The sequence below is a fragment of the Burkholderia ubonensis subsp. mesacidophila genome, assembly GCF_002097715.1.
Lineage (GTDB): Bacteria > Pseudomonadota > Gammaproteobacteria > Burkholderiales > Burkholderiaceae > Burkholderia > Burkholderia mesacidophila.
The window spans coordinates 278,349-302,356 of the sequence record NZ_CP020739.1 but is presented as its reverse complement, the minus strand read 5'-3'; the positions used below and the strand labels follow the sequence as shown (position 1 = coordinate 302,356).

The 24,008-nt window shown below is 71.4% G+C and carries 28 protein-coding genes; 8 read left to right on the top strand and 20 right to left on the bottom strand.

Annotated features, from left to right (window positions below):
- The first annotated feature begins 118 nt into the window (after window positions 1–118).
- The 8 genes from B7P44_RS33675 to B7P44_RS33640 all read left to right on the top strand — a co-directional run bounded on the left by B7P44_RS33675 (window position 119) and on the right by B7P44_RS33640 (window position 6,521).
- Entirely contained in the window at window positions 119–1,360 is a 1,242-nt protein-coding gene (locus B7P44_RS33675; RefSeq protein WP_084910352.1) for an ABC transporter substrate-binding protein, read from the top strand.
- On the top strand, window positions 1,357–2,076 hold the full coding sequence (locus tag B7P44_RS33670; RefSeq protein ID WP_084910351.1) for an ABC transporter ATP-binding protein: 720 nt from the start codon (window positions 1,357–1,359) through the stop codon (window positions 2,074–2,076). The genes B7P44_RS33675 and B7P44_RS33670 overlap by 4 nt, the downstream gene beginning before the upstream one ends.
- 1 nt (window position 2,077) lies before the next feature.
- Window positions 2,078–2,989: a branched-chain amino acid ABC transporter permease gene (locus B7P44_RS33665; protein WP_084910350.1), complete on the top strand. Its 912-nt coding sequence runs from the start codon at window positions 2,078–2,080 to the stop codon at window positions 2,987–2,989.
- Window positions 2,986–3,912 (top strand): branched-chain amino acid ABC transporter permease, encoded by a 927-nt coding sequence (locus tag B7P44_RS33660; protein WP_084910349.1) that lies wholly within the window; start codon window positions 2,986–2,988, stop codon window positions 3,910–3,912. Before B7P44_RS33665 ends, B7P44_RS33660 begins: the two co-directional genes overlap by 4 nt.
- Window positions 3,900–4,307, top strand: coding sequence for a FixH family protein (locus B7P44_RS33655; RefSeq protein ID WP_084910348.1), 408 nt, complete (start codon window positions 3,900–3,902; stop codon window positions 4,305–4,307). The genes B7P44_RS33660 and B7P44_RS33655 overlap by 13 nt, the downstream gene beginning before the upstream one ends.
- Window positions 4,308–4,522: 215 nt before the next feature.
- Window positions 4,523–5,692, top strand: a complete 1,170-nt coding sequence (locus tag B7P44_RS33650; RefSeq protein ID WP_231716879.1) for an MFS transporter — start codon at window positions 4,523–4,525, stop codon at window positions 5,690–5,692.
- On the top strand, window positions 5,689–5,874 hold the full coding sequence (locus B7P44_RS33645; RefSeq protein ID WP_084910347.1) for a hypothetical protein: 186 nt from the start codon (window positions 5,689–5,691) through the stop codon (window positions 5,872–5,874). The genes B7P44_RS33650 and B7P44_RS33645 overlap by 4 nt, the downstream gene beginning before the upstream one ends.
- A 5-nt stretch (window positions 5,875–5,879) precedes the next feature.
- Complete coding sequence (locus B7P44_RS33640) at window positions 5,880–6,521, top strand: hypothetical protein (RefSeq protein ID WP_084910346.1); 642 nt, start codon at window positions 5,880–5,882, stop codon at window positions 6,519–6,521.
- Between the two features lie 97 nt (window positions 6,522–6,618).
- Here the strand turns inward: B7P44_RS33640 and B7P44_RS36945 are convergent, their stop codons facing one another.
- From B7P44_RS36945 to B7P44_RS33545, 20 genes are all read right to left on the bottom strand, one after another.
- Window positions 6,619–7,236 carry a hypothetical protein gene (locus B7P44_RS36945; RefSeq protein WP_133118009.1) on the bottom strand — a complete coding sequence of 206 codons (618 nt, stop codon included), beginning with the start codon at window positions 7,234–7,236 and terminating at the stop codon, window positions 6,619–6,621.
- Window positions 7,237–7,570: 334 nt separating this feature from the next.
- A complete protein-coding gene (locus B7P44_RS33635; protein WP_231716876.1) occupies window positions 7,571–8,296 on the bottom strand; it encodes a hypothetical protein in 726 nt (241 codons plus the stop codon).
- Complete coding sequence (locus B7P44_RS33630) at window positions 8,293–8,586, bottom strand: acyl carrier protein (RefSeq protein ID WP_084910686.1); 294 nt, start codon at window positions 8,584–8,586, stop codon at window positions 8,293–8,295. Before B7P44_RS33630 ends, B7P44_RS33635 begins: the two co-directional genes overlap by 4 nt.
- 49 nt (window positions 8,587–8,635) lie before the next feature.
- Window positions 8,636–9,100: a 3-hydroxyacyl-ACP dehydratase FabZ family protein gene (locus B7P44_RS33625; protein ID WP_084910345.1), complete on the bottom strand. Its 465-nt coding sequence runs from the start codon at window positions 9,098–9,100 to the stop codon at window positions 8,636–8,638.
- The gene (locus tag B7P44_RS33620; RefSeq protein ID WP_084910344.1) at window positions 9,097–9,534 is read right to left on the bottom strand and encodes an acyl-CoA thioesterase; all 438 of its coding nucleotides are present in this window, start codon (window positions 9,532–9,534) and stop codon (window positions 9,097–9,099) included. Before B7P44_RS33620 ends, B7P44_RS33625 begins: the two co-directional genes overlap by 4 nt.
- A gap of 49 nt (window positions 9,535–9,583) precedes the next feature.
- Window positions 9,584–10,336 carry an SDR family NAD(P)-dependent oxidoreductase gene (locus B7P44_RS33615; protein WP_084910343.1) on the bottom strand — a complete coding sequence of 251 codons (753 nt, stop codon included), beginning with the start codon at window positions 10,334–10,336 and terminating at the stop codon, window positions 9,584–9,586.
- Window positions 10,333–11,502, bottom strand: a complete 1,170-nt coding sequence (locus tag B7P44_RS33610) for an acyl-CoA dehydrogenase family protein (protein ID WP_084910342.1) — start codon at window positions 11,500–11,502, stop codon at window positions 10,333–10,335. The genes B7P44_RS33615 and B7P44_RS33610 overlap by 4 nt, the downstream gene beginning before the upstream one ends.
- Window positions 11,503–11,539: 37 nt before the next feature.
- Window positions 11,540–12,469 (bottom strand): diiron oxygenase, encoded by a 930-nt coding sequence (locus B7P44_RS33605; protein WP_084910341.1) that lies wholly within the window; start codon window positions 12,467–12,469, stop codon window positions 11,540–11,542.
- A gap of 26 nt (window positions 12,470–12,495) precedes the next feature.
- Window positions 12,496–13,221, bottom strand: a complete 726-nt coding sequence (locus tag B7P44_RS33600) for an iron-containing redox enzyme family protein (protein WP_084910340.1) — start codon at window positions 13,219–13,221, stop codon at window positions 12,496–12,498.
- On the bottom strand, window positions 13,218–14,171 hold the full coding sequence (locus tag B7P44_RS33595) for an alpha/beta fold hydrolase (RefSeq protein ID WP_084910339.1): 954 nt from the start codon (window positions 14,169–14,171) through the stop codon (window positions 13,218–13,220). Before B7P44_RS33595 ends, B7P44_RS33600 begins: the two co-directional genes overlap by 4 nt.
- 4 nt (window positions 14,172–14,175) lie before the next feature.
- Window positions 14,176–15,096, bottom strand: coding sequence for a beta-ketoacyl synthase N-terminal-like domain-containing protein (locus B7P44_RS33590; RefSeq protein WP_084910338.1), 921 nt, complete (start codon window positions 15,094–15,096; stop codon window positions 14,176–14,178).
- On the bottom strand, window positions 15,093–16,310 hold the full coding sequence (locus B7P44_RS33585; protein ID WP_084910337.1) for a beta-ketoacyl synthase N-terminal-like domain-containing protein: 1,218 nt from the start codon (window positions 16,308–16,310) through the stop codon (window positions 15,093–15,095). The genes B7P44_RS33590 and B7P44_RS33585 overlap by 4 nt, the downstream gene beginning before the upstream one ends.
- Window positions 16,307–16,612, bottom strand: coding sequence for an acyl carrier protein (locus tag B7P44_RS33580; RefSeq protein ID WP_157721135.1), 306 nt, complete (start codon window positions 16,610–16,612; stop codon window positions 16,307–16,309). Before B7P44_RS33580 ends, B7P44_RS33585 begins: the two co-directional genes overlap by 4 nt.
- A gap of 36 nt (window positions 16,613–16,648) precedes the next feature.
- The gene (locus tag B7P44_RS33575) at window positions 16,649–18,109 is read right to left on the bottom strand and encodes an MFS transporter (RefSeq protein ID WP_231716875.1); all 1,461 of its coding nucleotides are present in this window, start codon (window positions 18,107–18,109) and stop codon (window positions 16,649–16,651) included.
- A gap of 16 nt (window positions 18,110–18,125) precedes the next feature.
- Window positions 18,126–18,461: a ferredoxin FdxA gene (gene fdxA, locus B7P44_RS33570; protein ID WP_084910334.1), complete on the bottom strand. Its 336-nt coding sequence runs from the start codon at window positions 18,459–18,461 to the stop codon at window positions 18,126–18,128.
- A gap of 45 nt (window positions 18,462–18,506) precedes the next feature.
- The gene (locus B7P44_RS33565; RefSeq protein ID WP_084910333.1) at window positions 18,507–19,607 is read right to left on the bottom strand and encodes a C45 family autoproteolytic acyltransferase/hydrolase; all 1,101 of its coding nucleotides are present in this window, start codon (window positions 19,605–19,607) and stop codon (window positions 18,507–18,509) included.
- Window positions 19,582–20,169, bottom strand: a complete 588-nt coding sequence (locus B7P44_RS33560) for a GNAT family N-acetyltransferase (RefSeq protein ID WP_084910332.1) — start codon at window positions 20,167–20,169, stop codon at window positions 19,582–19,584. The genes B7P44_RS33565 and B7P44_RS33560 overlap by 26 nt, the downstream gene beginning before the upstream one ends.
- Window positions 20,170–20,179: 10 nt before the next feature.
- The gene (locus B7P44_RS33555) at window positions 20,180–20,437 is read right to left on the bottom strand and encodes an acyl carrier protein (RefSeq protein ID WP_084910331.1); all 258 of its coding nucleotides are present in this window, start codon (window positions 20,435–20,437) and stop codon (window positions 20,180–20,182) included.
- Entirely contained in the window at window positions 20,434–21,990 is a 1,557-nt protein-coding gene (locus tag B7P44_RS33550; protein ID WP_084910330.1) for an AMP-binding protein, read from the bottom strand. The genes B7P44_RS33555 and B7P44_RS33550 overlap by 4 nt, the downstream gene beginning before the upstream one ends.
- Window positions 21,987–23,855: a hypothetical protein gene (locus tag B7P44_RS33545; protein WP_084910329.1), complete on the bottom strand. Its 1,869-nt coding sequence runs from the start codon at window positions 23,853–23,855 to the stop codon at window positions 21,987–21,989. Before B7P44_RS33545 ends, B7P44_RS33550 begins: the two co-directional genes overlap by 4 nt.
- Between the last annotated feature and the right edge of the window lie 153 nt (window positions 23,856–24,008).

Sequence of the window (24,008 nt, the reverse complement as noted above, 5' to 3'; positions counted from 1 at the left end):
GTAGTTGTCCGCGCTCGGCGCAACGCGGTGAAATCGACGGCGTTCCAACGACCGCACCGCAGCGTCCGCGGCGCCCGAGCCGAGCGTCCGCCCGCCGCGCATCAGGAGGCATATCACGATGAAACACCTCAAACCCTGGCTGGCCGCCGCGCTCGCGCTGGCGACGCTCGCCGGCGCAGGCCGCGCTGCCGCCGAAGAGCGCGTGATCCGGATCACCGGCTTCGGCGCGACGTCGGGCGTGCTGCGCCCGTTCGGCGTCAACAGCGAGGCCGCGCTGCGCGCGGCCGCCGACGACATCAATCGCGCGGGCGGCGTGAAGCTCGGCGACGGCGCGCGCGGTCGCATCGAGATCAGCTACCTCGACGACAACTGCAAGCCGACCGAAGGCGTGGACATCGTGCGGCGCCTCGCGCAGACCGACACGCTGGCGGCGGTCGGCACGACCTGTTCGCCGGTCGTGCAGGCGGTGTACGGCTCGCTGCAGAAGAAGGCCGGCGACGCGGCCGATTCCGGCCTGCAGTTGCCCGTCTTCACCGACGTCGCGATGAAGATCGGCCTCGCGAAAATGTCCGACTGGTCGTTCCGCAACATTCCCGACGAGAATGCGATGTACGACGACGTGTTCGCGTGGGTCCGGCGCGAGCACCCTGACGCGCGCACCGTGTACGGCGGCGTCGAGCAGAACTTCGTCCACTCGAACCAGACCTGGTACCAGGTGATGAAGCCGCGCGCGCAGGCGGCCGGCTTCGACGTGCTCGGGGAGACGCGCTGGCTGCTCGACGACACCAACTTCGCCGAGCAGGTGCGGGCGATCAAGGCGGCGAATGCCGACGTCGTCGCGATCTCCGCGCACCCGTACTCGGCATGCGGCGTGCTGAAGGAGATGCAGCGCCAGGGCGTGCGGCCGAAGGTGCTGGTCGGTCTCACGAGCAGCTCGACGCCCGAGCTGCTGAGGGTGTGCGGGCCGGCGGCCGAGGGGCTCGTGATCCCGACCAGCTTCGCGACGATCAACCCGGACGCGCAGAAGGCCGCGAACGAGACCGCCCGCTACGGCGGCTACGCGGACCTGCACAGCATGGCCGCGTGGGAGATCCTCACCATGATCCGCGCCGCGATCGAAACGCGCGGCGTGCTGGCGAAGCCCGACACCGTGCAGGCCGACCGCGAGAAGATTCGCGCAGGGCTCGCCGCGATGAAGACGGCCGACGGCCTGCTCGGCCCGGTGAAGCGCACGGCGGACCGCGAGTCGATCAAGCCGTTCGTGCTCGTCGAGGCGCGCCGCAACGTGTGGACGGTGATCGAGCGGCCCGCGCCGCGCAGCGAGCTTGCAGGCGCCGCGCCGGCGGTCCGCCAGCCGTGACGCAGCCGCTCGTCGCGCTGCGCGGCGTGGCGTGCCGCTTCGGCGACGTGTGCGCGGTCGACGGGCTGGACTTCGACGTCGCCGAGGGTGAGACCGTCGGCCTGATCGGGCCGAACGGCTCCGGCAAGAGCACGACGCTCGGCCTCGTCGCGGGTACGCTGCGTCCGACGGCCGGCACGATCCGCTTCGCGGGCGCCGACGTGACGCGCATGCCCGCGTGGCGGCGCGTCGCGCTCGGCATCGCATGGACGTCGCAGCAGCCGCGGGTGTTCGAGCGGCTGTCGGTGCGCGACAACCTCGCCGTGGCCGGTCATGACGCCGCCGACGCCGCGCTGCTCGACGCGGCGCTCGCGCACCGGCGGCACGCGCTCGCGGCAACGCTGACCTTCGCGGAGCGGCGCCGGCTCGAACTGGCGCGCGCGCTGACGCTGCGCCCGCGCGTGCTGCTGGTCGACGAACCGGCGTCGGGGCTCGACGCGGACGAACTGGCGACGCTGCGCGAACGGCTCGCCGCGTTGCGCGCGCGCGGCGTCGCGATCGTGCTGGTCGAGCACCTGGTCGGCTTCGTCGCGCAGCTCGCCGAGCGCATCGTCGTGCTCGAACGCGGCCGTGTGCTCGCGGCCGGCGAGCCCGCACGCGTGCTCGCCGATCCGGCCGTGTGCCGCGCGTATCTCGGCGACGCGCCGGCGCCGCAACCCGGCTTCGCGGCAGCCTGACATGGGCCCGCTGCCGTTCGACGCCCTTGCGCTCGGCGCATCGTATGCGCTGCTCGCGTCGGGCTTCACGCTCGTGTTCGGCGTGCTGCGGCGCGTGAACCTCGCGTACGGCGCAACCGTGATGTTCGGGCTGTACGCCGCGATCCGGCTGACGGCGCCGCTGCCGCCCGTCGCCGCGCTGATCGCCGCGCCGCTCGTCGCGGTGACGGCGACGCTCGTCGCGAACCTGTACGTCGAGCGCCTGTGCTTCGCGCCGCATCGCGGCGGCGCGAACGTCACCGCGATGGCCGCCAGCTTCGCCGTGTGGATGCAGGTCGAGGAAGCGAGCGCGCTGCTGCTGCCCGCGCACACGAACCCGTTCCCGTCGCCGTTCGCGCGGCTGCCGGCCGCGTGGCAGGCCGGCCCGCTGCGCGCGGACCACGCGATCGCGCTCGGCTGTGCCGCGCTCGCGACGCTCGGCTGCTGGCTGCTGATCCACCGGACCCGGTTCGGCCTCGCGGTGCGCGCGGTCGTCGACGACGCCGCGGCCGCCACGTTCATGGGCGTCGACGTGCGCCGCGTGTCGGCGCGGGTGTTCGCGCTCGCGGCGGCGCTCGGTGCGCTCGGCGGCTGCCTGATCGCCGGCCTCCAGGGCCAGGTGAGCGCGATGTTCGCGATGTGGGCGACGCTCAAGGGGCTCGCCGCCGCCGTGCTCGGCGGCTTCGGCTCGCTGCCGGGCGCGATCGCGGGCGGGCTCGCGCTCGGCGCGGTCGAGACCGTGCTGCAGGCCCGGGTCGGCGCCGAATACCGCGATCTCGCATCGAACCTGCTGCTGCTCGCGGTGCTGTGCGTGCGGCCCGGCGGGCTCGCGTCGCTCGTGCCCGGCACCCGCGCGCGCGCCGCGCTGCTCGGCCGCGTCGAGGCCGGCCAATGACGCTGCTCGCGAACTTCGGGCTGCTGGCGTTTCTCGCGCTGTCCGCGTACGTGCTCGCGATCGGCGGCGACTGGTCGTTCGGCCAGCAGGCGCCGTTCGCGCTCGGCGCATATGCGGGCGCGGCGGCGACGGTGCTCCTGGCGTGGCCGCTCGCGGGCGCGCTCGCGCTCGCCGCCGCGGTCGGCGTCGTCGCCGGGCTCGTGCTGCGCGCGCTGACGCTGCGGCTGCGCGCACTCGGCTTCTCGCTCGCGACGCTCGCGGCCGCGGAAACGGTGCGCCAGGCGCTGGCGGTCGTGCGCGTGCAGCGGCCCGGCGCGGACGGCGAGCCGGTCGGCCCGAACGGCGCGGAAGGCTTCGCCGGCATCCGCTACGTGTTCGAGCACGGGATGACGCCCGGCGACGTCGCGCTGGTCGTATGGAGCGTGCTCGCGCTCGTGTTCGCCGGGCTCGTCGTGCTCGAACGCACGCGCTTCGGCCGCGCGCTGCGGATGACCGGCGAGGACCCGGCGCTCGCGGGCGCGCTCGGCATCGACGTGCGACGCACGAAGCTCGGCGCGGCGGCGCTCGCGGGCGGAATCGCGGCGCTCGGCGGCGCGCTGTACGCGCACTGCAACACCTATATCGAACCGGACAACTTCGACGTGATGCTCGGCATCCACGGGCTGTCGTACGCGCTGATCGGCGGGCTCGGCGCGCCGCTCGGGCCGTTCGCGGGCGTCGCCGTCGATCTCGGCCTGCTCGAGGGCAGCCGGCTGTTTCACGGCTACCGGATGATCGTGTTCGGCGGGCTCGTCGCGGCGATCCTCGTCGTGCGCCCGCGCGGGCTGATCGACGAAACCCTCGTCGCGTCGCTGCGGCTGCCGCTGCGACGCCCACGCCGCCGCGCGGCGCGACGCCAACCGGAGCAAACGTGGCCCTCTTGAATCCCGCCCTTCCTCGCTACGTCGCGCGCGCCGCCGCGGCGCTTGCCGTGCTGTCCACGGCCGTGCCCGCCGCGCAGGCCGCACCGCCCGACGCGCGGATCGCGTGCGCGCCCGCCGGCGCCGCCTCCGCCTACGACTGCGCGATCGATCTCGCCGACCCGCGCACGCATGCGCCCGTCGACGGCGCGCGCTTCACGGTGACGGCCGACATGCCGTCGATGCCGATGGCGCACAACCTCACGCCGGTCGACGCGGCGCCCGACGGCCGCCCGGGGCGCTACCGCGCGCGGCTCGCGCTGGAAATGGACGGCGTGTGGCTCGTGAAGCTGACGTTCAGCGCGCCGGTGCGCGACCGCGTGGTGCGCAAGCTGCGCTTCGACGGCGGCGCCGGCTGACCCCGGCTGATCGCTTCGCATGCGCGCCGTGCATGCGAAGCCGCCTGAAGAGTCACTTGAGGGAACGGTCCGGCCGGCGCTCTAATAGCCGAACGATCGTCGCCTGCGTGCGACGCGCGCATGAACGAATCCAACAGGGGAAGGAGACGACGGTGATCGGACCTGAAGAGGCGTGGAAACGACGCTGGCTGCTCGTGATCGCGGGCGGCATCGTGATGGGCGCGGCGCTCGGCGTGCGCAACGTGCAGGGGCTGTTCCTGATGCCGGTCACGCTCGACCGCGGCTGGTCGCGCGAAGTGTTCGGCCTCGCGCTCGCGCTGCAGAACCTGCTGTGGGGCATCGCGCAGCCGTTCACGGGAATGATCGCCGACCGCTTCGGGTCGGCGCGGGTGATCTTCGCGGGTGCGGTGCTGTACGCGCTCGGCCTGCTCGTGATGGCGCACGCGGCGACGACGGGCGTCTACACGCTCGGCACCGGCGTGCTGGTCGGCGTGGCGCTGTCGGGCACCGCGTTCGGCGCAGTGTACGGCGCGCTGTCGCGGCTCTTCGCGGCGGACAAGCGCGGCTGGGCGCTCGGCGTCGCCGGCACGATCGGCGGGCTCGGCCAGTTCTGCATGGTGCCGCTCGCACAGGGGATGATCGGCAAGTTCGGCTGGGTGTCGGCGATCGTCGTGCTGGCCGTCGTGCTGCTCGCCACCGCGCCGCTCGCCGGCTGGCTGCGCGATCGCCCGGTCACGCGCGGCGCCGAAGGCTGCCACGACCAGACGATCCGCGCGGCCATGAAGGAAGCGCTGTCGCACCGCGGCTTCTGGCTGCTCAATCTCGGCTTTCTCGCGTGCGGCTTCCAGCTCGCGTTCATCGCCGCGCACATGCCCGCGTACCTGCTCGACAAGGGCATGACCGCGCGCGAGGCAAGCATCGCGCTCGCGACGATCGCGCTCGCGAACACGATCGGCACGTTCCTGTGCGGCTACGCGGGCGGCTTCCTGCGGCGCAAGTACCTGCTGGCGGGCATCTACTTCATCCGCTCGGCCGCGATGGCGCTGTTCGTGCTCCTGCCGCTCACGCATGCGAGCCTCTACGTGTTCTCGTTCGTGATGGGGCTCACCTGGCTCGGCACGGTGCCGCTGACGAACGGCGTGGTGTCGCAGGTGTTCGGCGTGCGCTACATCACGACGCTGTTCGGCCTCGTGTTCTTCGGCCATCAGCTTGGCAGCTTCTTCGGCGTGTGGCTCGGCGGCGTCGTGTACGACGCGACCCGCTCGTACGACCTGCTGTGGTACGGCTCGATCGCGCTCGGCGTGATCGCCGGGCTGCTGCACCTGCCGATCAACGACCAGCGCGTCGCACGGCTCGCCGTGCCGGCGGCGGCCCAGCCCGCATGAGTGCCGCACTCCATCCCGGAAGCCACGCGGTCCGCTCCGGCCGCGCTGCCCGCATGATGCGCATCGCGCGCATCGGGGCCGTGTGGCTCGGCCTGCTCGCGCTCGTCGCGTGGAGCTTCGCGGGCTACCTGACGCCGTCCGCGCTCCTGTCGCTGCTCACCGGCTTCTCGCTCTGCGGGTGACGCCCATGACGCTTTCCTCCGCGTTTTCCTCCTCGCTTCCGGCCCGGCTCGACGCCGCGGCGCGCGCGCGTTCGGTCGACGTGCGCGTCGCGACGTTTCCAGACGACGAGGAAATCGTGCAGGACCTGCTGCTCGAATATGAAATGGCGCTGCTGCGGCACGGTGTGACGATGCCGCGGCTCGGCGCGGAGCTGACGTCGCTGCCGGGCCCGTACGCGCCGCCGCACGGCGCGGTGTACGTCGCGCGCGTCGACGGCGTGCCGCTCGGGTGCGCGGCCGTGGCGGCTGTCGCGGCCGGCAGCGGGCCCGGAAGCCCGCGCGAGATCCGCCGGCTGTACGTACGCGACGGCGCGCACGCCGCCGACGTGCTCGGCGCGCTCCTGGCGCGGATCGCCGCGCTGGCCGAACTGGACGGCTGCGCGGCCGTGCGCTGCGCGGTGTTCCCCGATTGCGACGATCGTCACGCGACGTTCGCCCGTCATGGCTTCGCTGTGTGCAGGATGGACGGCCCGCCGCCGGACGGGATGCGCGTGCCGCCGCGGCTACGGATCGCGACGCTCGAACGCCCATGTGCGCCGGTGCGTGCCGCGCAATGGCGCGCGCTGGTACGGCGCGTGATGATGCGCGGCGAGCCGGGGCGGATGTAGCGTTGCTATACGTGAATTCGGCGCAGGATCACACGGAACCCGGCCGTAGCCGGGTTGCTTTTCTTAACTATTGGCGCTATCGGTCGTGTTACGGAAATTATTGAGAAATACCTACAACGGTTGTCTGAGCAAATCGAATCAGATTGGCAATTGGCACAGTAGAAGGCCCGCCCTTGGGATTACCTAGAGCGACCCAGAATGTATACGTGCCAGCAGCGATCCAGGAAACATTGACCGTATATTGGTTACCAGGATGTTCACAATCCACCATGTGAGCATTGGGCTCGTTGCCGGCGCTAACCCAAAGGCATGCATATTCGGCAATCGGTTTGGCGCGCGATTCATCCCATGTCCAGTGCAACGTCGTTGCGCCCGTCCCATTTGGTGGAACACTGACTTGTTGAGGCGATGCCGATACGCTGCCTACAGGCGGGGGGCAATTATAGAGACAAAAAGGACCCGAGCCTGGATTCCAGTATGGCGTTGCTCCGAAGTACGGCCCCTGGTAGTTTTGCCGGGGATAGGAGCCAAGCGCCTGATCGAGCTCGGCTTGCTGCGCGGCATCTAATTTAAAGCCCCCGATCTTTTCGCTGGCGCTTGAAACATTATTCGCAGCGACTCCGGATGACTGAAATAATTCCGAAGCAATCACTGACTCACCGGCCACACCAGCGCCACACATAAACAAAATCACGCCCATACGTACCGATTTCATAAGCATCTCCTTGTTGAATTTTCACCGCATATAAAGAAGACCCCGACCGCATGATGCGATTTGAAGCTCGCAAATTTGTCAGATAACAAACTCCATCCTGACAAATTCATTATATGATCGAATCTCAAAATCCGTATATTCCTCGCGAAGCGCGAGAGCAGTATTTAAATATCGGATCTCTATACGGGCGGCACTCGCTGTATTGGTCGAATGCAGTGGCCAGTTGCGATGCTCGATGCCGACAAGGTGGAGCTGGGCCCGGACCCGTCACGCCGGCCGAGCTCCGCGTGGTTCGACACGACGGCGGCGACGCCGATCAGAAATGCGCCGGTCGTCACACGTTGTTCTCCGCAAAACCGATGCCGATCGGCACCACCATGCCGGCGAGCGGCAGGTCGTCGCGCGCGATCCACGCGGTGAGCGCGGCCGCGACGGACGCCGCGGACGACGGCCGGAACCGCAGCGCAAACGCCTTCAGGCCGTCGCGCGCCGCGTGCCATGCGCTCGGGTCCGCCGCCTCAGCGACGGGCTGCAGGTGCGCGACGTTCACCCGCACGCCGAAGCGCAGCATCTCCTTGCCGAGACTCTTCAGCGCGGCGTGCCGCGCGCGCACGTCGACCGGCAGCGCGCCGGGCGCGGTGTCCAGGTAATAGCCGACGCTGTCGTCCTGCGTCAGCGCCCAGATCTGCGCGCCGTCGCCGCGCCGCAGCGCGAGCGCCGACGCCGCCTGCAGCGTCGCGAGGAACGCATCGAGCCGCGTTTCGACGCCGTCCGCGAGCGCGTCGAACGGATCGTCCTCCTGAGCATCCGAACCCGCGCGCACATCGCGCGGCTGGCCGAACACGATCCGGTCGAACGGCCCGTGCGTCTCGTTCCAGTCATCGAGCGCGGCGGCCGGATCGGCCGCGCGCACGATCCGCACGCCCGGCAGCGCCGGCAAGTCCGCCGCGCCGTCGTCCGCGACGTGCGCGACGACCCGCAGCCCGGCTTCGGCGAGGCACGCGCAGAGCGCGCGCTCGACCGGGCCGTGCGCGTCGATCACCAGCACCCGCGCGCTCAAGCCGTGACCTGCGGCAGATGGTCGAGCACGAGGTCCGCGAGGCCGCCGACGCTGTTGCGCGGGCCGTCGATCAGCTGCCGGTTCAGCACCGGCAGCTTCACGCCGAAGCGGCGCTCGAGCGCCACCTGCAGGTCGAGCACGTCGAGCGAATCGAGCGCGAGCCCGTTGTCGAGCAGCGCGGTCTCCACGCCGATCGATTCCGCCGCCACGCCGGCCACCGATTCGAGCGCCGGCAGCAGCTCCGTCCTGATCACGTCGATCACCTGGTCCTTCGTCCAAGGCTGGCTCATGTGCGTCTCCATTCGGGTTGAAGGCCCGGCGCAAGCCGGGCGGATTGGGTTACTGCGTCAGGTAAATCGTCACGCTCGCGCTCATGCAGCGCTCGCCGCCGCGCAGCACGGTCGCGTCGAACGTCGCGATGCCGCCCGCGCGCGGCAGCGCGCCGTCGGGCCCCGCGCGCACGTGCGCCTCGAGCGCCTGCGCGGGCCGCACCGGCTGCACGAAGCGCGCGTTGCGCACGCCGACGAGATGGCAGCGCGCCTCGCCGCCCGCGAGATGGCCGACCAGCAGGTTGGCCGTCTGCGCGACGAACTCGATCAGCACGACGCCCGGCACCAGCGGATCGCCGGGAAAATGCCCGGCGAAGCACGGCTCGTCGGGCGCGAAAGTCCGGTGCCCGACGATCGCGCGCCCGTCCGCCGCGACTTGCGCGCGATCGACGAACAGGAACGGCGGCCGGTGCGGCAGGCAGCGCAGCACGTCGGCGGCGGCGAGCGCGAGGCCCGCTTCGGTGGCGGCCGTCATGCCGGCGCTCCGGCGCGCTGCGCCGCATACGGCGCGAGGCAGTCGATCAGCGCGGGCGGATGCGGCACCGCGCGCCGCGTCGCGCGGTCGACGGCGACCATCTCGATCGTGACCTGCGCGATCGGCGCGCCGTCGCGCGCGACGTCGGTCACCCACACCGAGCGCGACACCGACACGCTCGCGATCCGCGCGCGCAGCGTCAGCCGGTCCTCGAGCCACGCGCTCGCGTGATACACGGCCTCGACGCGGCGCACGATGAACAGCGCGCCGTCGTCCGCGAGCCGCGCGAACGAGTAGCCGGCCGCGCGCATCAGCCGGTTGCGCGCGCGCTCCGCCATCTCGATGTAGCGCGCGTGGTAGACAATGCCGCCCGCGTCGGTGTCCGCGTAGCCCACTTCGTAGTCGAGCGTCGTGTCGTCTTCGATTGTTCGCATGATGCGTGTCCGTTGCCGGGTTGATCCTGATGAAGACCCGATGTCCGGGTCACCGGTTGAAGCCGCCGTCGACGCGCAGCGTCGTGCCGTGCAGGTAGCCGGGCTCGAGCAGGAACTGCACGGCCTGCGCGACCTCGTCCGCGCGCCCGATGCGCTTCGCCGCGCTGCCGCCGACGATGTGCGCGGTCATCGCGGGCGTGAGCGCCGCGATCATGTCGGTGTCGATGAAGCCCGGCGCGACCGCGTTCGCCGCGAGCCCCGTGTCGCCGTAGCGGCGCGCGAGCCATTGCGTGAAGCCGATCAGCCCGCCCTTGCTCGCCGCGTACGCGACCTGCCCTTCCTTGCCGACGACGCCGCCGAGCGACGCGACGTTGACGACCGCCGGCCGCGCCGACTTCAGCAGGTGCGGCAGCGCCGCGCCGGTCGTGCGGATCGCGCCGAGCAGGTTGGTGCGCAGCACGTTCGCGCAGCGCTCGCGCGGCAGCGTGACGAACGGCGCGTCGTCGACGATTCCCGCGTTGTTGACGAGCGCATCGAGCCCACCGAAGCGCGCGACGACGTCGGCGACGAGCCCGCGCACCGCGTCCGGCTCGGTCACGTCCGCCTGCAGCACCGCGTGCTCGACGCCGGCGCTCGCCAGCGCATCGGCGAGCCGTGCGCCGGCTGCCGCATCGCCGCGATACGACGCCGCGACCCGCCAGCCGGCCGCCGCGAGCCGGCGCACGATCGCGAGGCCGATGCCGCGCGTGCCGCCCGTCACGAGCACCGCGCGCCCGTCGCCCACCCTCGTCCCCGCGCTCATTTGCGCGGCCGCGAGACGCTGCCCGCGATCACGATCTTCTGGATTTCCGACGTGCCTTCGTAGATGCGCAGCGCGCGCACCTGCCGGTACAGCTGCTCGGGCGTCGAGCCGGCGACGAGGCCGGCCGCGCCGAACAGCTGCACGGTGTCGTCGACCACCTGCGCGACGCCGTCGGTCGCGAACAGCTTCGCCATGCTCGCGTGCGCGGCGACATCGGCCACGCCCGTGTCGAACTCCCACGCCGCGCGCGCGACGAGCAGCGCGGCGGCGTCGGCGAAGGTCGCCATCCCGGCCAGCTTGTCGACGGTGAACTGCTGCTGGATCAGCTTGCCGCCCGCGACCGCGCGCTGGCGCGACCAGTCGAGCGACGCGGCGAGCGCGCGCCGCGCAAAGCCGAGCGCGGTCGCGCCCACCGTCACGCGGTACAGGTTCAGGATCTCCATCGCATAGCGGAAGCCCGCGCCGGACGCGCCGATCAGCGCGTCGCCGGGCAGCGCGACGCGGTCGAACGTCAGGCTCGCGAACGCGCGCGGCGCGACCAGCTCGATCTCGGTCGCCGCGAGCCCCGGCGTCGCGGCCGGCGCCGACAGGAAGCTCAGGCCGAGCCCGCCGGGCCCGTCGCCGGTGCGCAGCAGCACCGCGTGATGTGTCGCGATCGTGCCGTTCGACACCCAGGTCTTGCGGCCGTTGACCGCATAGCCGTCCGGCGTGCGCTCGGCGGCCACCGTGAGCGCCGCGAGGTTCGAGCCGACGTCGGGCTCGGACAGCGCGAGCGAGCCGACCGCGCTGCCGTCGCGCAGCGCGCCGAGCCACGCGGCCCGCTGCGCATCGGCGCCGAACCACGCGATCGGCGCGGCCGCGAGGCCCTGGATCGCGAACGCGAAGTCGACGAGGTCGTCGAGATAGGACAGCGCCTCGCGGATCAGGCACAGGCTGCGCACGTCGGGCCGCGTGCGGCCCGGCGCCGGGTCGACCGCGTAGCGCAGCCAGCCGTGCTCGCCGAGCACGCGCGTGTAGACGCGGCCGCGTTCGGACGGGCTCAGGTGCGCGTATTCGCGCGGCAGGTACGCGTGCGCGTCGACCCACGCTTCGAGGTCGGCGGCGAGCGTGCGGTGCGCGGCGTCGTAAAACGGCAGGTTCAGGATCGAGGCATCGAAGATCTTCATACGGCTCCCGGCGGGGCGTGGTGGTCGTAGGCGCGCGTCACGCGAACGCGGGCGGTGGCGCGATGCCGAGCTCGTCGAACAGGCTGCGCAGCGTCGCATAGTCGCGATTCAGCCGCACGCCGCGCGTGCGCTCGTCGAGCCGGGCGAGAATCCGCTCGCGGCCCGGCACGTCGAGGAACGCGAGGATCGACGCCCACGCGCTCGCATCGGGCGTCGTGTACACGTCGAGCGCGGCGGCGATCTCGTCGCGGAACGCCTGTTGCCCGGCGAGGTCGAGCGCGCGGTACACCGACGCGACGATCTCGTGGAACGCGGTGCTGTGCGCGGCCTCGTCGCGACGGTGCATGTCGGTGTTGATGCGGTTCAGCGGCTGGATCGTCATGTCGCCCGACACCTGCGTCAGGTACGCGTTGATCGACATCTCGGCGATCGACGCGTAAGCCAGCCGCACGATCGCCGCGCGGCGCGCGTCGTCGCCCACCTGCGCGAGCCGCGCGCGCTGCCCGGCGCCGACCAGCGGCTCCGGCATCGTGTAGCCGTCGAGCGCATGGCGCTCGCGCGCGCAGTGGCAGACGTCGAGACACATCAGGATGTGGAACTGCTCGTCGACCTGGACCTGCGCGAGCACCTGCTTGAGCTGCGGGTCGCCGGCGCCCGGCAGCCGGCCCTTCAGCAGCAGGCTACACAGCGGCTGGACGATCTCGTCCTCGAGATACATCGCCTTTTCGTTGTACGCGACCCACGCGGCGCCGAGAAAGCGCCGCTTCTGCGCGTCGGCCAGGCGCGCGAAATCCGCGTCGTCCCAGAACGGCACCATCGACACCGGGAATTCGGGAATCGCGTCGTCGCAGTACTGCGTCAGGTCGAGCCGTTCCTGGCGCACGGCCACGCGATGGTTCCAGCTCGCCGCGAGGCGTTCGACGACCTTCTGCGTGAAGCTCGCATCGTGATTGAGCGTCGTGTACATGTCTCGGTTTCCGTGAAAGGCGGCGCTCACGCGAGCGCGAGCGGGCCGTACGCGCGGCGGCCTTCCGCGTCGCCGCGCTGCGCGAAGCCCGTCTCGATCGAATCGAAGAACGCGAGACGCGCGTCGACGAGCGCGTAGCCCGCGCTCAGCATCGACGGAATCCGCTCGGGGTCGCGCTGCGCGATGTCGACCATGATGTCGCGCATCGTCTCCGCATGGCCGTCGTCGCATTCGACGTGGAGGTGGAAGAACGTGAGCGCGGGCGCGGCGACGCCGTGCCGCTCGAAGCCCTTGATGATGTCCGCGTAGACGGTCGGCACCAGCGCCTCGGCGCCGAGGCAGAGCGCGGCGAGGCCGCGCGACGCGTCCGGGTGGCGGCAATGGTCGAACATCGCGTCGATCAGCCGGCGCGTGCCGATCAGCGGCTGCGCGCCTTCGGTCGTCAGCCCGAAGTGCTCGAGCATCGCGCGGTAGACGAGGCTGTGCGGCGTCTCGCTGTCGTCGGTGAGGCCGAGCTCCTCGCACAGGTTGCCGGCGAGTTTCAGCACGTCCGCGTTGTTCGGCAGGTTCGCCATCAGCGCGCACAGATAGCGCGTGAAGTAGCTGCTGTAGAGGCCCTGCTGGACGAGGAAGAGCTTCAGCTCGTCGAGCGGCACGTCGCCGGCCCGGCAGCGCGCGAGAAACGAATGCTCGCGAATCCGGCAGACGAGATCGGCCTTCGCTTCTTCCAGCACGGTCAGATGCATCTTCATCGCACATCACTCCTTGTCAGGATGTCGTTAGCGCCGCCCAGGAACGCCGCGACCCGTTCCTGCAGGGCCCGGCTCGTGTACACGCCGAAGTGGCCGGCGTCGTCGATCGTCTCGAGCGTCGCGCCGGGCAGCGCCTGCGCCACGCCGCGCGACGTCGCGGCATGAATCACGTCGTCGCGCGCGCCGTGCAGCACCCGCGCGGGCAGCGCGAGGCGGCCGAGCCGCGCCGCCCAGTCCTCGCGCAGGCACGCGGCCTGCATCCGCGCATAGCGGCAGATCGATTCGTCGTCGCCGAACGGCAGCCCGTTCAGCGTCGCGAGCTGGTAGTCGAGCGAGCCGTCGTCGACGCGCCGCGCCTGGTTCAGCAGCACGCGCACGAGCGCCGCGTGCTTGGCGCCCGCTTCCGCGATGCGCGTCCACAGCGGCAGCACGGTCTTCTGGTACAGCGTCTTCTCCACGACGCCCGCGACTTCGAGCGACGGGCTCACGATCGCAAGACGGTCCGCGGCCAGCACGCGCTCGTCGAGCGCGTACGCGGCGACGTTCGCGCCCGAGCAGTACGCGACGATCGCCGCGACGCGCGCGGACGTGCCGGCGAGCGCGGCGAGCACGTCGGCCGCGTCCTGCGCATGGCGCGCGAGCGACAGGTCGGACGCATCGCCTTGCGCATCGGGCAGTCCGCGCGATTCCCACGCGATCACGCGGTAGCGCTCGGCGAGTCGCAACGCGAGCGGCGCGACGAACGCGGCGGACACGCCGAGCGCATTGACGACGAGCACCGTCGGCGCATCGCGCCCGCCCGCGTCGAACGCGGCGAGCGGCGCGCCGTCGCTCGCGGTCACGGCGTGCGGCGTCAGCGCGTCGAGCGGGCGCAGCGCGTCGAACGCGCGCAGCCGCGCATCGAGGTACGGCAGCGTTGCACGCGCGTGCAGGTCGATGAGGTCGGCCATCGCGTCACGCCCTGACCGGCTGGTTGTCGACGATCACGCACGTGGCAAGCGCGCCGAGCCCTTTCACGACGAGCGCATGCAGCCACGGCCGCCATGCGCCGGCGAGCCCTTCGGCGAGCGCGACCGGCGCGCTCGCGGCGAGCCGGTCGATCGTGCCGGGCGCGCCCGGGCGCACGACGTGCACCGTCGGCGCCGTATCGGCCGGCGCGCCGGGCAGCGCGGCCGCGACCAGCGCCGGAAAGCCGCGCGCGTGCGCCGCGTCGAACGCGTCGGCGTCGAACGCCTGCTGCGACCAGCCGACGATCCGGCCGAGATCGCCCGCGCGCGCTGCGCCGGCCGCGAGCCACACGACGCCCGCGCCCGGATGGAGCGCCTGCGCGTCGCGCAGCGGCGCGTCGGCGCGCGCGACGTAGCGCGCGCTCGGCAGGTCGAAGCCGCCCGCGCACACCGCGTCCGCGTGGCCGGCGGCGAGCTGCCGGCACGCGCCGACGATCGCGTCGAGGCCGGCCTGGTAGCCGAGGAAGGTCAGGTTCGGGCCGCGCCAGTCGAACAGCGACGCGACGATCGCGGCGGTCGCGTTCGGCAGACCCGTCGCGTACCACGACGGCGTCACCTGCTCGAAGCCTTCCGCGCGCACGGTGCCGACGCATTGCTCGGCGACGTCGATCGCGCCGAACAGCGTGCCGAAGCTCACGCCGATCCGGCCGGCGGGCGTCGCGCGGTCTGCGTCGCCGAGCGCGACGCGCAGCCGATCGGCGGCGGCGAGCGTCATCCGCGCCTTCAGCGGCAGCGGACCGACCTTGCGCGAGCGGCGCTCGGCATGCAGATGCGCGTCGGTCAGCACGCCGTCGGCGGCGGGCACGATCGCGGCGGCCGCCGCGATCCGGAATGCGCGGCGGGGCGCGCGGGACGTCAAGGCGGTCATGCACTGTCCTCCTCATGGGCGCGCGCGGCGTCGGCGACGACCATCACGCAGTTGTTGCCGCCGAAGCCGAACGCGTTGACGAGCACGCTGTCGCCCGCGAGCGGCAGGCCGTCGCCGTCGGCGATCCGCACGTCGCCGAGCGCGTCGTCGCGCACGTCGAGGTTCGCGGTCGGCGGCAGGCGCCGCCGCGCGAGCGCGAGCGCCGCCGTGACGAGCGAGAACGCGCCGGCCGCCGCCTGCGGATGGCCGAGCGTCGACTTGATCGACGTGACCGGCGGCAGCGCGTCGCGGCCGTAGGTATCGGCAAACGCGCGGCGCAGCGCGGCGATTTCGGCGCCGTCGTTGGTCGGCGTGCCGGTGCCGTGCGCGAACACGCCGCCGAGCGCGTCCGCGCCGACGCCGCTCGCCGCCAGCGCGGCGGCGATCGTGCGCGCGACGCCGTCGATGTCCGGCGCGGTCGCGTGCGCCGCGTCGCAGCCCGCCGCATGGCCGGTCACGACGGCCCGGATCGGCGCGCCGCGCGCGAGCGCCGCGTCGAGCGGTTCGAGGCACACGCACGCCACGCCTTCGGACAGCACCACGCCCTGCCGGTCGCCGCTGAACGGCCGGCACCGGTCGCGCGTCGCGACGCGCAGCCCGTTGAAGCCGCAGATCGTGTATTCGAGCAGCACGTCGACGCCGCCCGCGATCATCACGTCGGCCTCGCCGGCGATGAGCGCGTCGATCGCGAGCGCGGGCGCGAGCAACCCCGACGAGCAGGCGGTCGACAGCACCGCGAGCGGGCCGCGCCAGCGGCCGTCCTCGCCCGGCAGCAGCGCGCTCGCGTCGAGATCCGCCGCGCCGGCCGCGGCGCTGCCGGGCGCATCGACGAGCACGTTCTCCGCGACTTCGACGCCGGCCGTCGTCGTGCCGAGCATGCAGCCGATCCGCAGGCTGCCCGCGCCGGCGAGTCGCGCATCGGCCAGCGCCTGCCGGATCGCGTGGCGCGCGAGCGCGGCCGCGCGGTTCTCGACGCCGGTCGCGGCCGGCTCGAGCGTGCGCCAGACCGCCTCGGGCACCGCGATCACGTTGTCGGCCGGATAGCCGGCCAGCGGCCGCTTCGGCCACGGCCCGTTCAGCACCGCGCGGGTCTCCAGCGCGCGCCACAGCGCGTCGGGCGTCGCGCCGGCCGGCGACAGCACGCCGAAGCCGGTGATGGCGATCGGCGTGCTCATCGCGCGTCCTTTCCCGCGTCGCGGGCGGCCAGGATGCCGTCCGCGAGCGAGCCGAGCGTCAGCCCGACCAGACGCTCCGGCGGGAACTCGATCGCGTGGCGCGCCTGGCAGCTCACGATCAGGTCGATCAGCTCGACCGACGTGAGGCCCGCGTCGGCGAGCGGCTGGCCGGCGTCGAGCGTGTCCGGCGCGACGTGCAGCGTCGCCGCGACCGTCGCGCGCAGTTCGTCGACAAGTTGCGCGCGCAACCGTTCCGGCGATGGCGCCACGGCGGGTTCGAGGATCAGCGGTAGGTCGTTCACGAATCGGTCCTTGTGGTTCGTCAGCGTTCGGGAGAATCAGGCCGGCTGCGCCGCCGCGGCCGGCGCGCGCGCGGTGGCGAGCCGCAGCGAGCACGCGATCGCGACGAGCGCGAGCGCGCCGATCGCGAACGTCACGTCCGCGATCGCGTGCGCGGACGCCACGTGCGCGCCGGGCGCCGCAATCGCGAGGTAGATCGCGCCGAGCGCGGCGACTCCGATCACGATCGACAGCTGCACCGACGTCGTGACGAGCCCGCTCAGCGCGGGCGCGTGCTGCGGCGCGGTGCGCTGCGTCATCTGGTTGACGGTGGTGCCGAACGTGAGGCCATGGCTCGCGCCCGCGCAGAACAGCAGCGGCACCATCGCCGCCGCGACCCAGCCTGCGTGGCGCGCGGTCATGCCGAACGCGAGGTTCGCGGCCGCCATCGCCATCAACGCGACCGCCGGCGTGAAGCGCAGCAGGCGCGCGGGCAGCTTCGACCAGCTCACGTTCGAGATGCCGAAGCCGAACGCGTACGCGGCGAACACGAAGCCCGAGATCATCGGCGAGAAGCCGAGGCCGGTCTGCAGGTACAGCGCGCACGCGAACAGCCAGCCGCCGTAGCCGATGAAGCCGATCGACACCACCGCGAGCCCGGGCCGGATGCCGGTGGCCAGCACCGCGTCGAGGTTGAGCAGCGGGCTGCCGCCGCGCTGCGCGAGCGTGCGCTCGAAGCGCAGGAAGGTCGCGACGCCGATGACGCCCGCCGCGAGCGACGCCCATACCCACGCGGGCCAGCCGACGTCGTGACCGAACGTGAGCGGCACGACGATCAGCAGCATCGCGCCCGTCAGCAACGCGACGCCGACCAGGTCGAGCTTGCGCCGCTGGGGCCCGGCGAGCGCCGGCAGCACCGAGCGCGCGCTCGCGAGCAGCACGATGCCGATCGGCACGTTGATCAGGAATGCGGGCCGCCACGACAGCCCCGCGAAATCGGCGGTGATGATCACGCCGCCGAGCGCCTGGCCGGCGGTCGAGCCGAGGCCGAGGATCATCGAGTAGTAGCCGATCGCGCGGGCGCGCGCGGGCCCCTCGAAGCTGCGCTGGATCAGCGACATCACCTGCGGCACCAGCATCGCCGCGCCGACGCCCTGCGCGATGCGCCCGACGATCAGCAGCCACGTGTTCGGCGCGACGCCGCACGCGAGCGACGACACCGTGAAGATCGCGAGCCCGGTCACGAACAGCCGGCGGTAGCCGTAATCGTCGCCGAGCCGCGCGCCCGTGATCAGGAACACCGCGTACGCGAGGATGTAGCCCGCGACGACGAGCTGCAGCAGCGCGCCCGAGATGCCCAGGTCCGCGCGCAGCGCGGGTGCTGCGACGTTCACGATCGACGTGTCCATCGCGGCCATCCCCTGCCCGATCAGCAGCAGCGGCAGCATCCGGCGGTGCGGCGCGGCACGTTCAGGTGTTGCCGGCAAGACGCCGGCCCCGTTGATACCAGCATTCGACATAAAGAATCCTTGTTGCTTACGCGAGCGCGTCGCGCTTCAGTTGCTCGAGCTTGCCCTCGACGTCCTTCCACTGCGCCGCGTCGGGCAGCGCCGGCTTGCGGATCGTGATGGTCGGCCAGCTCTGCGCGAGCTCGTGGTTCAGGCTCGCGTACAGCAACTGGTCCGTGGTGAGCGCGACGTCCTGGCGGATCGCGCTCACCGGGCATTCCGGCTCGCAGACGCCGCAGTCGATGCATTCGTCCGGATCGATGACGAGAAAATTCTCGCCCTCGTGGAAACAGTCGACAGGGCACACTTCGACGCAATCGGTGTGCTTGCAGTTGATGCAGTTCTCGGTGACGACGTAGGTCATCGCGGTTCTCCGGTGGGGACGGGAATCAGTAGTCGGTTCAAGTCATCAGTACGGCGGCGCGGGCTGCGCTCCCGGCCGGCCGCGCACGTGCAGCGCGCGCCGCGCGGGAAACATCGCGACGGACGCGACCGTGCACTCGCGCAGCACGTCGCCGTTCGACGCGACCTCGATCGGCGGCTCGCCGAGCAATGCGAGGCAGGCGGCCGCATCCGCGTCGTCCGGCAGGCGCGCGAGCCCGGCGCGGCAGGCGTCCAGCCGGCGCAGCGACGACGTGCGTGCGAACGGATTCAGCGCGTCGCCGGCCGCGAAGTCCGGATGCAGGAAGTGGTTCGTGTGCGCGTGCGCGGCGCCTTCGATCACGACGAGGTCGTCGGGCAGGTACTCGACCGTCACGACGCGCTGCGCGTCGGCGATCGTCAGCGCGCGCGAGCTCGCGCGCGGCAGCCGGCGCAGCGTGTCGACGCATTCGTCGACGCTCGCGCAGGAGTCGAGCAGATGGCGGATCGTCATGTAGCCGGGAACGCCGGGCCGCCATTCGCCGCCGAGCACGAGGTTCAGGCCGATCGCGACGCCGTGGCCGTTGATCCCCAGATAGCCGAGCAACCCGGTGAAGCTGACGAGCGCGACGTGTGCGCCGCCCGAATCGGGCGCGATCTCCAGCACGCTCAGCTCGCCCGCCATGTCGCCGTTCAGGTCGATGGTCTGCGCGACCACCGCCTGCCCGTTTGCATGGCGCGCGAAGGTCGTGCAGTCGCCGCGCGCGGGAATCCGCTGGAAGCCCGTCAACTCACGGCGCAGTTGCAGCAGGTACGCATCTTCTAGCGTGATGCCCGCGCCTTCCGCGAGCCCGTGCACCTCCTCCGCGAGATCGGGCAACGCGCGCTCGATCACCCGCGCGTGGCTCGCGATGAGCGGCGCCAGCTCGCGCAGCCGCGCGGCCGTGACGAGCGGCGCGAGCCGTGCGATGCGATCGGTCAGGAACTGCCCGATCGCGTCGCGCAACGCGGCGCCGTGCTGGCGGCCGATCTCGCGGCGGCTGCCCGCGAGCCGCACGCGGCGCGCCGGGTCGACGTCGGCGTCGATCGCGAACGGCGCGTCGTGCGGTGCGCCCACCGCCGGCTCAACGAAAACGGGTCGCACGGACATCGGGCCACTCCGCCTTCAGGATGCTGTAGTAGATCGCGTCGCGACGGCGGCCGCTCGGCATGAAATTGAAGCTGCGCATCACGCCTTCCTCGGTCGCGCCGATCGCCTTCAGGCCCGCGCGCGCCCGCGCGTTGAGCACGTCGGTCTTGAACTCGACGCGCTCGCAACCCAGCTCGCCGAACGCGTAGTCGAGCAGCAGCCCTTTCGCCGCACGGTTCACGCCGTTGCCACGATACGGCGCGCCAAGCCACGACCAGCCGATCTCGATCCTGCGGTCGGCCGGCGCGAGGTTGCCGAACGCGGTCGTGCCCGCGAAGCGGCCGCTCGCCTTGTCGATGATCGCGAACACGATCCGCGTGCCCGCGAGCGAATCCGCGATCGCGCGTTCGAGGAACGCGACGAGGCTCGGCTCGTCCTGCACGACCGACACCATGTAGGTCCAGCTGTCCGGGTCGTAGGCGATCTGCGCGAAGCCTGCCTTGTCGTCGACGCCGATGCGGCGCAGCGTCACAACGTCGTTCTCGAGCGTCGCGTTCAGGATGTTCGGGATGTTCCAGCTCATCGGGATTCCTTTATGCGTGTACTTTGGTGGCCAGCAGGTTGACGATGTCGCGGCCGGTGCGCAGCTTCGCGAGATCGTCCTCGCCGAATTCCGTGAGCGGCACGCGCGCGGCTTCGCACACGCCGCTCAGCAGCACGATCAGTTCGAGCGACGCAAGGCCGTAGTCGAACGTCAGGTCGTCGTCGAGCGGCAGCGCCGCCGCGTCGGACGCGGGCCGCCCTGCTACTTCGCACAGGTGATGCCGCACGATGGATTCGATGTCGCTCACGCTTGCCCTCCATAAAGTCGATCGATTTCGTTCTTGAATGCGCCGAAGATTTCCTTGCGCTTCGGCTTGAACTGCGACGTGACGAAGCGCGTCTCGCCGCCGAACGGCTGCGGCGCGATGAATGCCTTCACGATCCGTTCATGGGGCACGAGCGTCGTGTTGAGGTCCGCGAGATGCGCGTGGATCGCCGCATGGTCGGCGTGCGCGTCCTGCGGCGAGATCACCGCGACGAGGTACGGCTGGCCCGCGCCGTACAGCACGCATTCCTCGACGCCGACGTGCGCCTTGACCTGCTCCTCCAGCTTGCGCGTATGCACGTTCTTGCCGTTCGCGAGCACGATCAGGTCGTCCGCGCGGCCGAGGATGTACAGGTAGCCGTCGTCGTCGATGCGCGCGAGATCGCCGGTGCGCACCTCGCCCGTCGGCAGGAAGATCCGCTCGCTCGCACCGGGCTCGCTGTACAGGTATCGGGTGTTGACCGGCTCGTCCGCGCCGACGATCAGCACGCCGTCGTCGTCGATGCGCGCGCGCTTGCCCGGGATCAGCCGGCCGACGCTGCCGGTGCGCGCCGCGCCCGGATGGTTCTTGGTCACGATGCACGTCTCGTTCATCCCGTAGCCTTCGAAGATCGGCACGCCCGCTTCCTCGAAGAAGCGCAGCGTCTCCGGGTTCGCCGGCGCGGAGCCCGTCCACAGGTAGCGGATGCGCGGGCCGAGCAGCGCGTCGATGCGCCGCCGGCGCGCGTCGAGGCCAACGTCGTCCGGCGGCGTGGTGCGCTCGATGCGCTTCTTCACGCCGTCGTAGAAGCCCGGCACGCCCATCACGACCGTCGGCGGCTGCTCGCGGGTCGCCTCGAGCGCGAACTCGAACGGCGCGACGGTCGCGTCGTGCCCGAAGGTCAGCGCCGAATAGATCCAGTAGCGCTGCTGCAGCAGCGACAGCGGCAGGAACACCAGCACGTCGTCGCCGTCACCGTGCGCGTAGAGCCGCTGGACCGCCGCGAGCGACGCGTCGATGCTGCCCGCGCGCGCCGCGAGCCCCTTCGGCTCGCCGGAGCTGCCGGACGTGAACTTGATCGTCGTGACGTCGTTGCGCGCATACGTGGCGGAATCGAACCGTGGCGCGACCGGATCGACGTCGCGCCCGTCTCCGCAGGTGCACACATGCGCATCGACGAGCGCGCGCAGGTCGCGCGCCGGATCGAACGACGTGGCGCCGTCCGCATAGACGGCGTCGAGCGCGTACTTGTCGACGAGCGCCTGGTCGGGGCGGAACTTGCCGAACTCGAAGCCGGCCGTCACGATCCCCGCCTTCAGCGCGGCGAGATCGAGCAGCACCCACGCGAGCCCGTTGCGCGCGACGATCCCGATGCGCGCGCCGGGCGCGAGGCCTCCTGCGCGCAACGCATGTGCGAGCCGCGCCGCCTGCGCGTCGAGCTGCGCATGCGTGAGCACGATGCGCCCGCCCTGCTGGAAGAACGTGACGCGATGCGTCGCGCGCTTGCCGCCGTTTGCGGCGACGGTATTGACGACGCTTGCCGGGGACGCCGTCACAGTGCGCCCTCCGTGGCCGTCGCGCGCAGTGCGTCAGCCGCGTTCGGCAATACGTCGCCCGCGAGGTCGAGATAGGTGCCCGCGTCGAATCCGTTGACGACGAGCCGGCGCGCGTCCGGCGTCATCAGGTAGTTGACGAGCGCGGTGTACAGCGCTTCGAGCCACAGCGTGCGGCGGCGCACGCGCAGCATGTCCTCGGTCGAGTATTCGTCGCCCTCCGCGCGCACGACGCGCACGTCGTAGAAGCCGCGATAGCGCTGGCCCGCGATGTTCAGCGGCGGGCGCGACATGTCCGGGCCCGGCACGCGGATCGAATACTTCACGCGCGCCCGGTTGTGCGCGGCGCGGTGCATGTCCGAATGCGACGAGATGTCGGGCACGAGCGGCGGGTAGTACCAGTGGCGCGACGCGCGGATCAGCGGCCGGTCGAAGTTGCCCGGGATGAAGTGCCAGCGGTTGAACTGCATGCGCTTTTGCACCGAGCTCGCGATCATCGCGCTCTCCGGTTCGCCGAAGCGCTCGATCGTCCGGTGCGACACGTAGGCGGTGAAGAAGCTCGCCGGCGTGAGCGCGTGGACCGTATCGAGCAGCGTCGTCTCGTCGTACGCGACGAGCTGGCCGATGTCGCGCAGCGAGCTCGACATCCCGTAGTCCGAGCCGGTCGCGAGCACCGCCGATGCGACGGTCTTCTCGATCAGGTATTCGATCCAGCTCGTGACGGCCGTGCTGCCGGCGTCGCAGCGCACGCCCGCGACGTCGCGGGCGATCGCGGCGTTCGCGAGCAGCGCCATCGCGACGTATTCGGGCGGCGAGAATTCGCCGTGCGGCGACACGAACTGGCGGAAATCGTCGCCGAACTCGCGATACCACTGGTCGTGCGCCTCGGTCGATGCGCTCGAGTGCAGGATCCGTTCGGTCTTCTGGAAGTTGAGCCCGTAGATCCACCGGTAGCGCAGCCATGGCTTGCCGATCGCGCACAGCGTCTGCTCGCGGATCTTCTGCGCGCGCTCGAACAGATCGAGCTCGTGCGGCACCGCGACTTCGCACCCGGCGGCCGTATAGGCGGCCGCGAGCCGGTTGAGCCGGCCGACGACGTCCTGCGCGCTCAGCAGCGCGCCGTTGAATTCCTCGAAGCGCACCGAGCGGCCCGACAGGAACAGCGCGTGCAGCGCCGCGACGATCAGCACGTCGTCGTCGCTCCAGGCCGGGTACGGCTGGTCGCGCAGCCCGGGCAGATGGCCCTTGCCGCCCTTGCTGTCGATCAGGTTCGTGTAGCGGTCGATCAGCGCGAAGAAGCGGTCGCCGACATAAAAGCACACCGATTCGACGTGCTCGACGTGATCGATGACTTCCTCGAGCACGCGCGGCATGTTTCCTTCCGCATGCACGCGATCCATCGCGACGCGCACCTCGGCGAAGCTGCGGCGCTCGATCGCGCGCCACGCGGCGACGCCCGCGTCGATCTCCGCGAGCACGTCGGCGTTGACGGTCACCGTGCCGAGATCGACCCAGCTGTCGTTCGCCTCGTAGGCGACCTTCGGCGCCGCTGCCGGCCGGATGTGCAGGCGTCCGAGCGAATTCACGTAGAGCGCGAGCGTCGCGCCGCCGGCAGCGGCCGTCGCATCCGCGTCGACGAGCAGTTCACGATGGCGCTGCAGCACGTCGAGCGCGGCGCGTTCGTAGGCGCCGAGCGCCAGGCGCGCCTGCTCGATCGGATAGATGCCGCCGTGCGTGACCGCTTGCCGCGCGACGTCGCCGGCCGGCCGGCCCGCATGCGAGCCGCCGCGCAGGTACTCGGTCATGTCGAACCCGTACAGGCTGTGCGATCCGCGGTCCTGCGTCGGCATGTGTGCTCTGGGGTCCATCGTCAACCTCTCTTCAGGCAAGGAAACTCGATCAAATGACGCGCGCACCGGACCAGCCGGAGGGCACGCGTGCCGGGATGTGTCGTTTCGACGGGATGAAGCGAGGCGAACGACCGACTCGTGCGGCCGTTTCAGCAATCACACGTGACCATT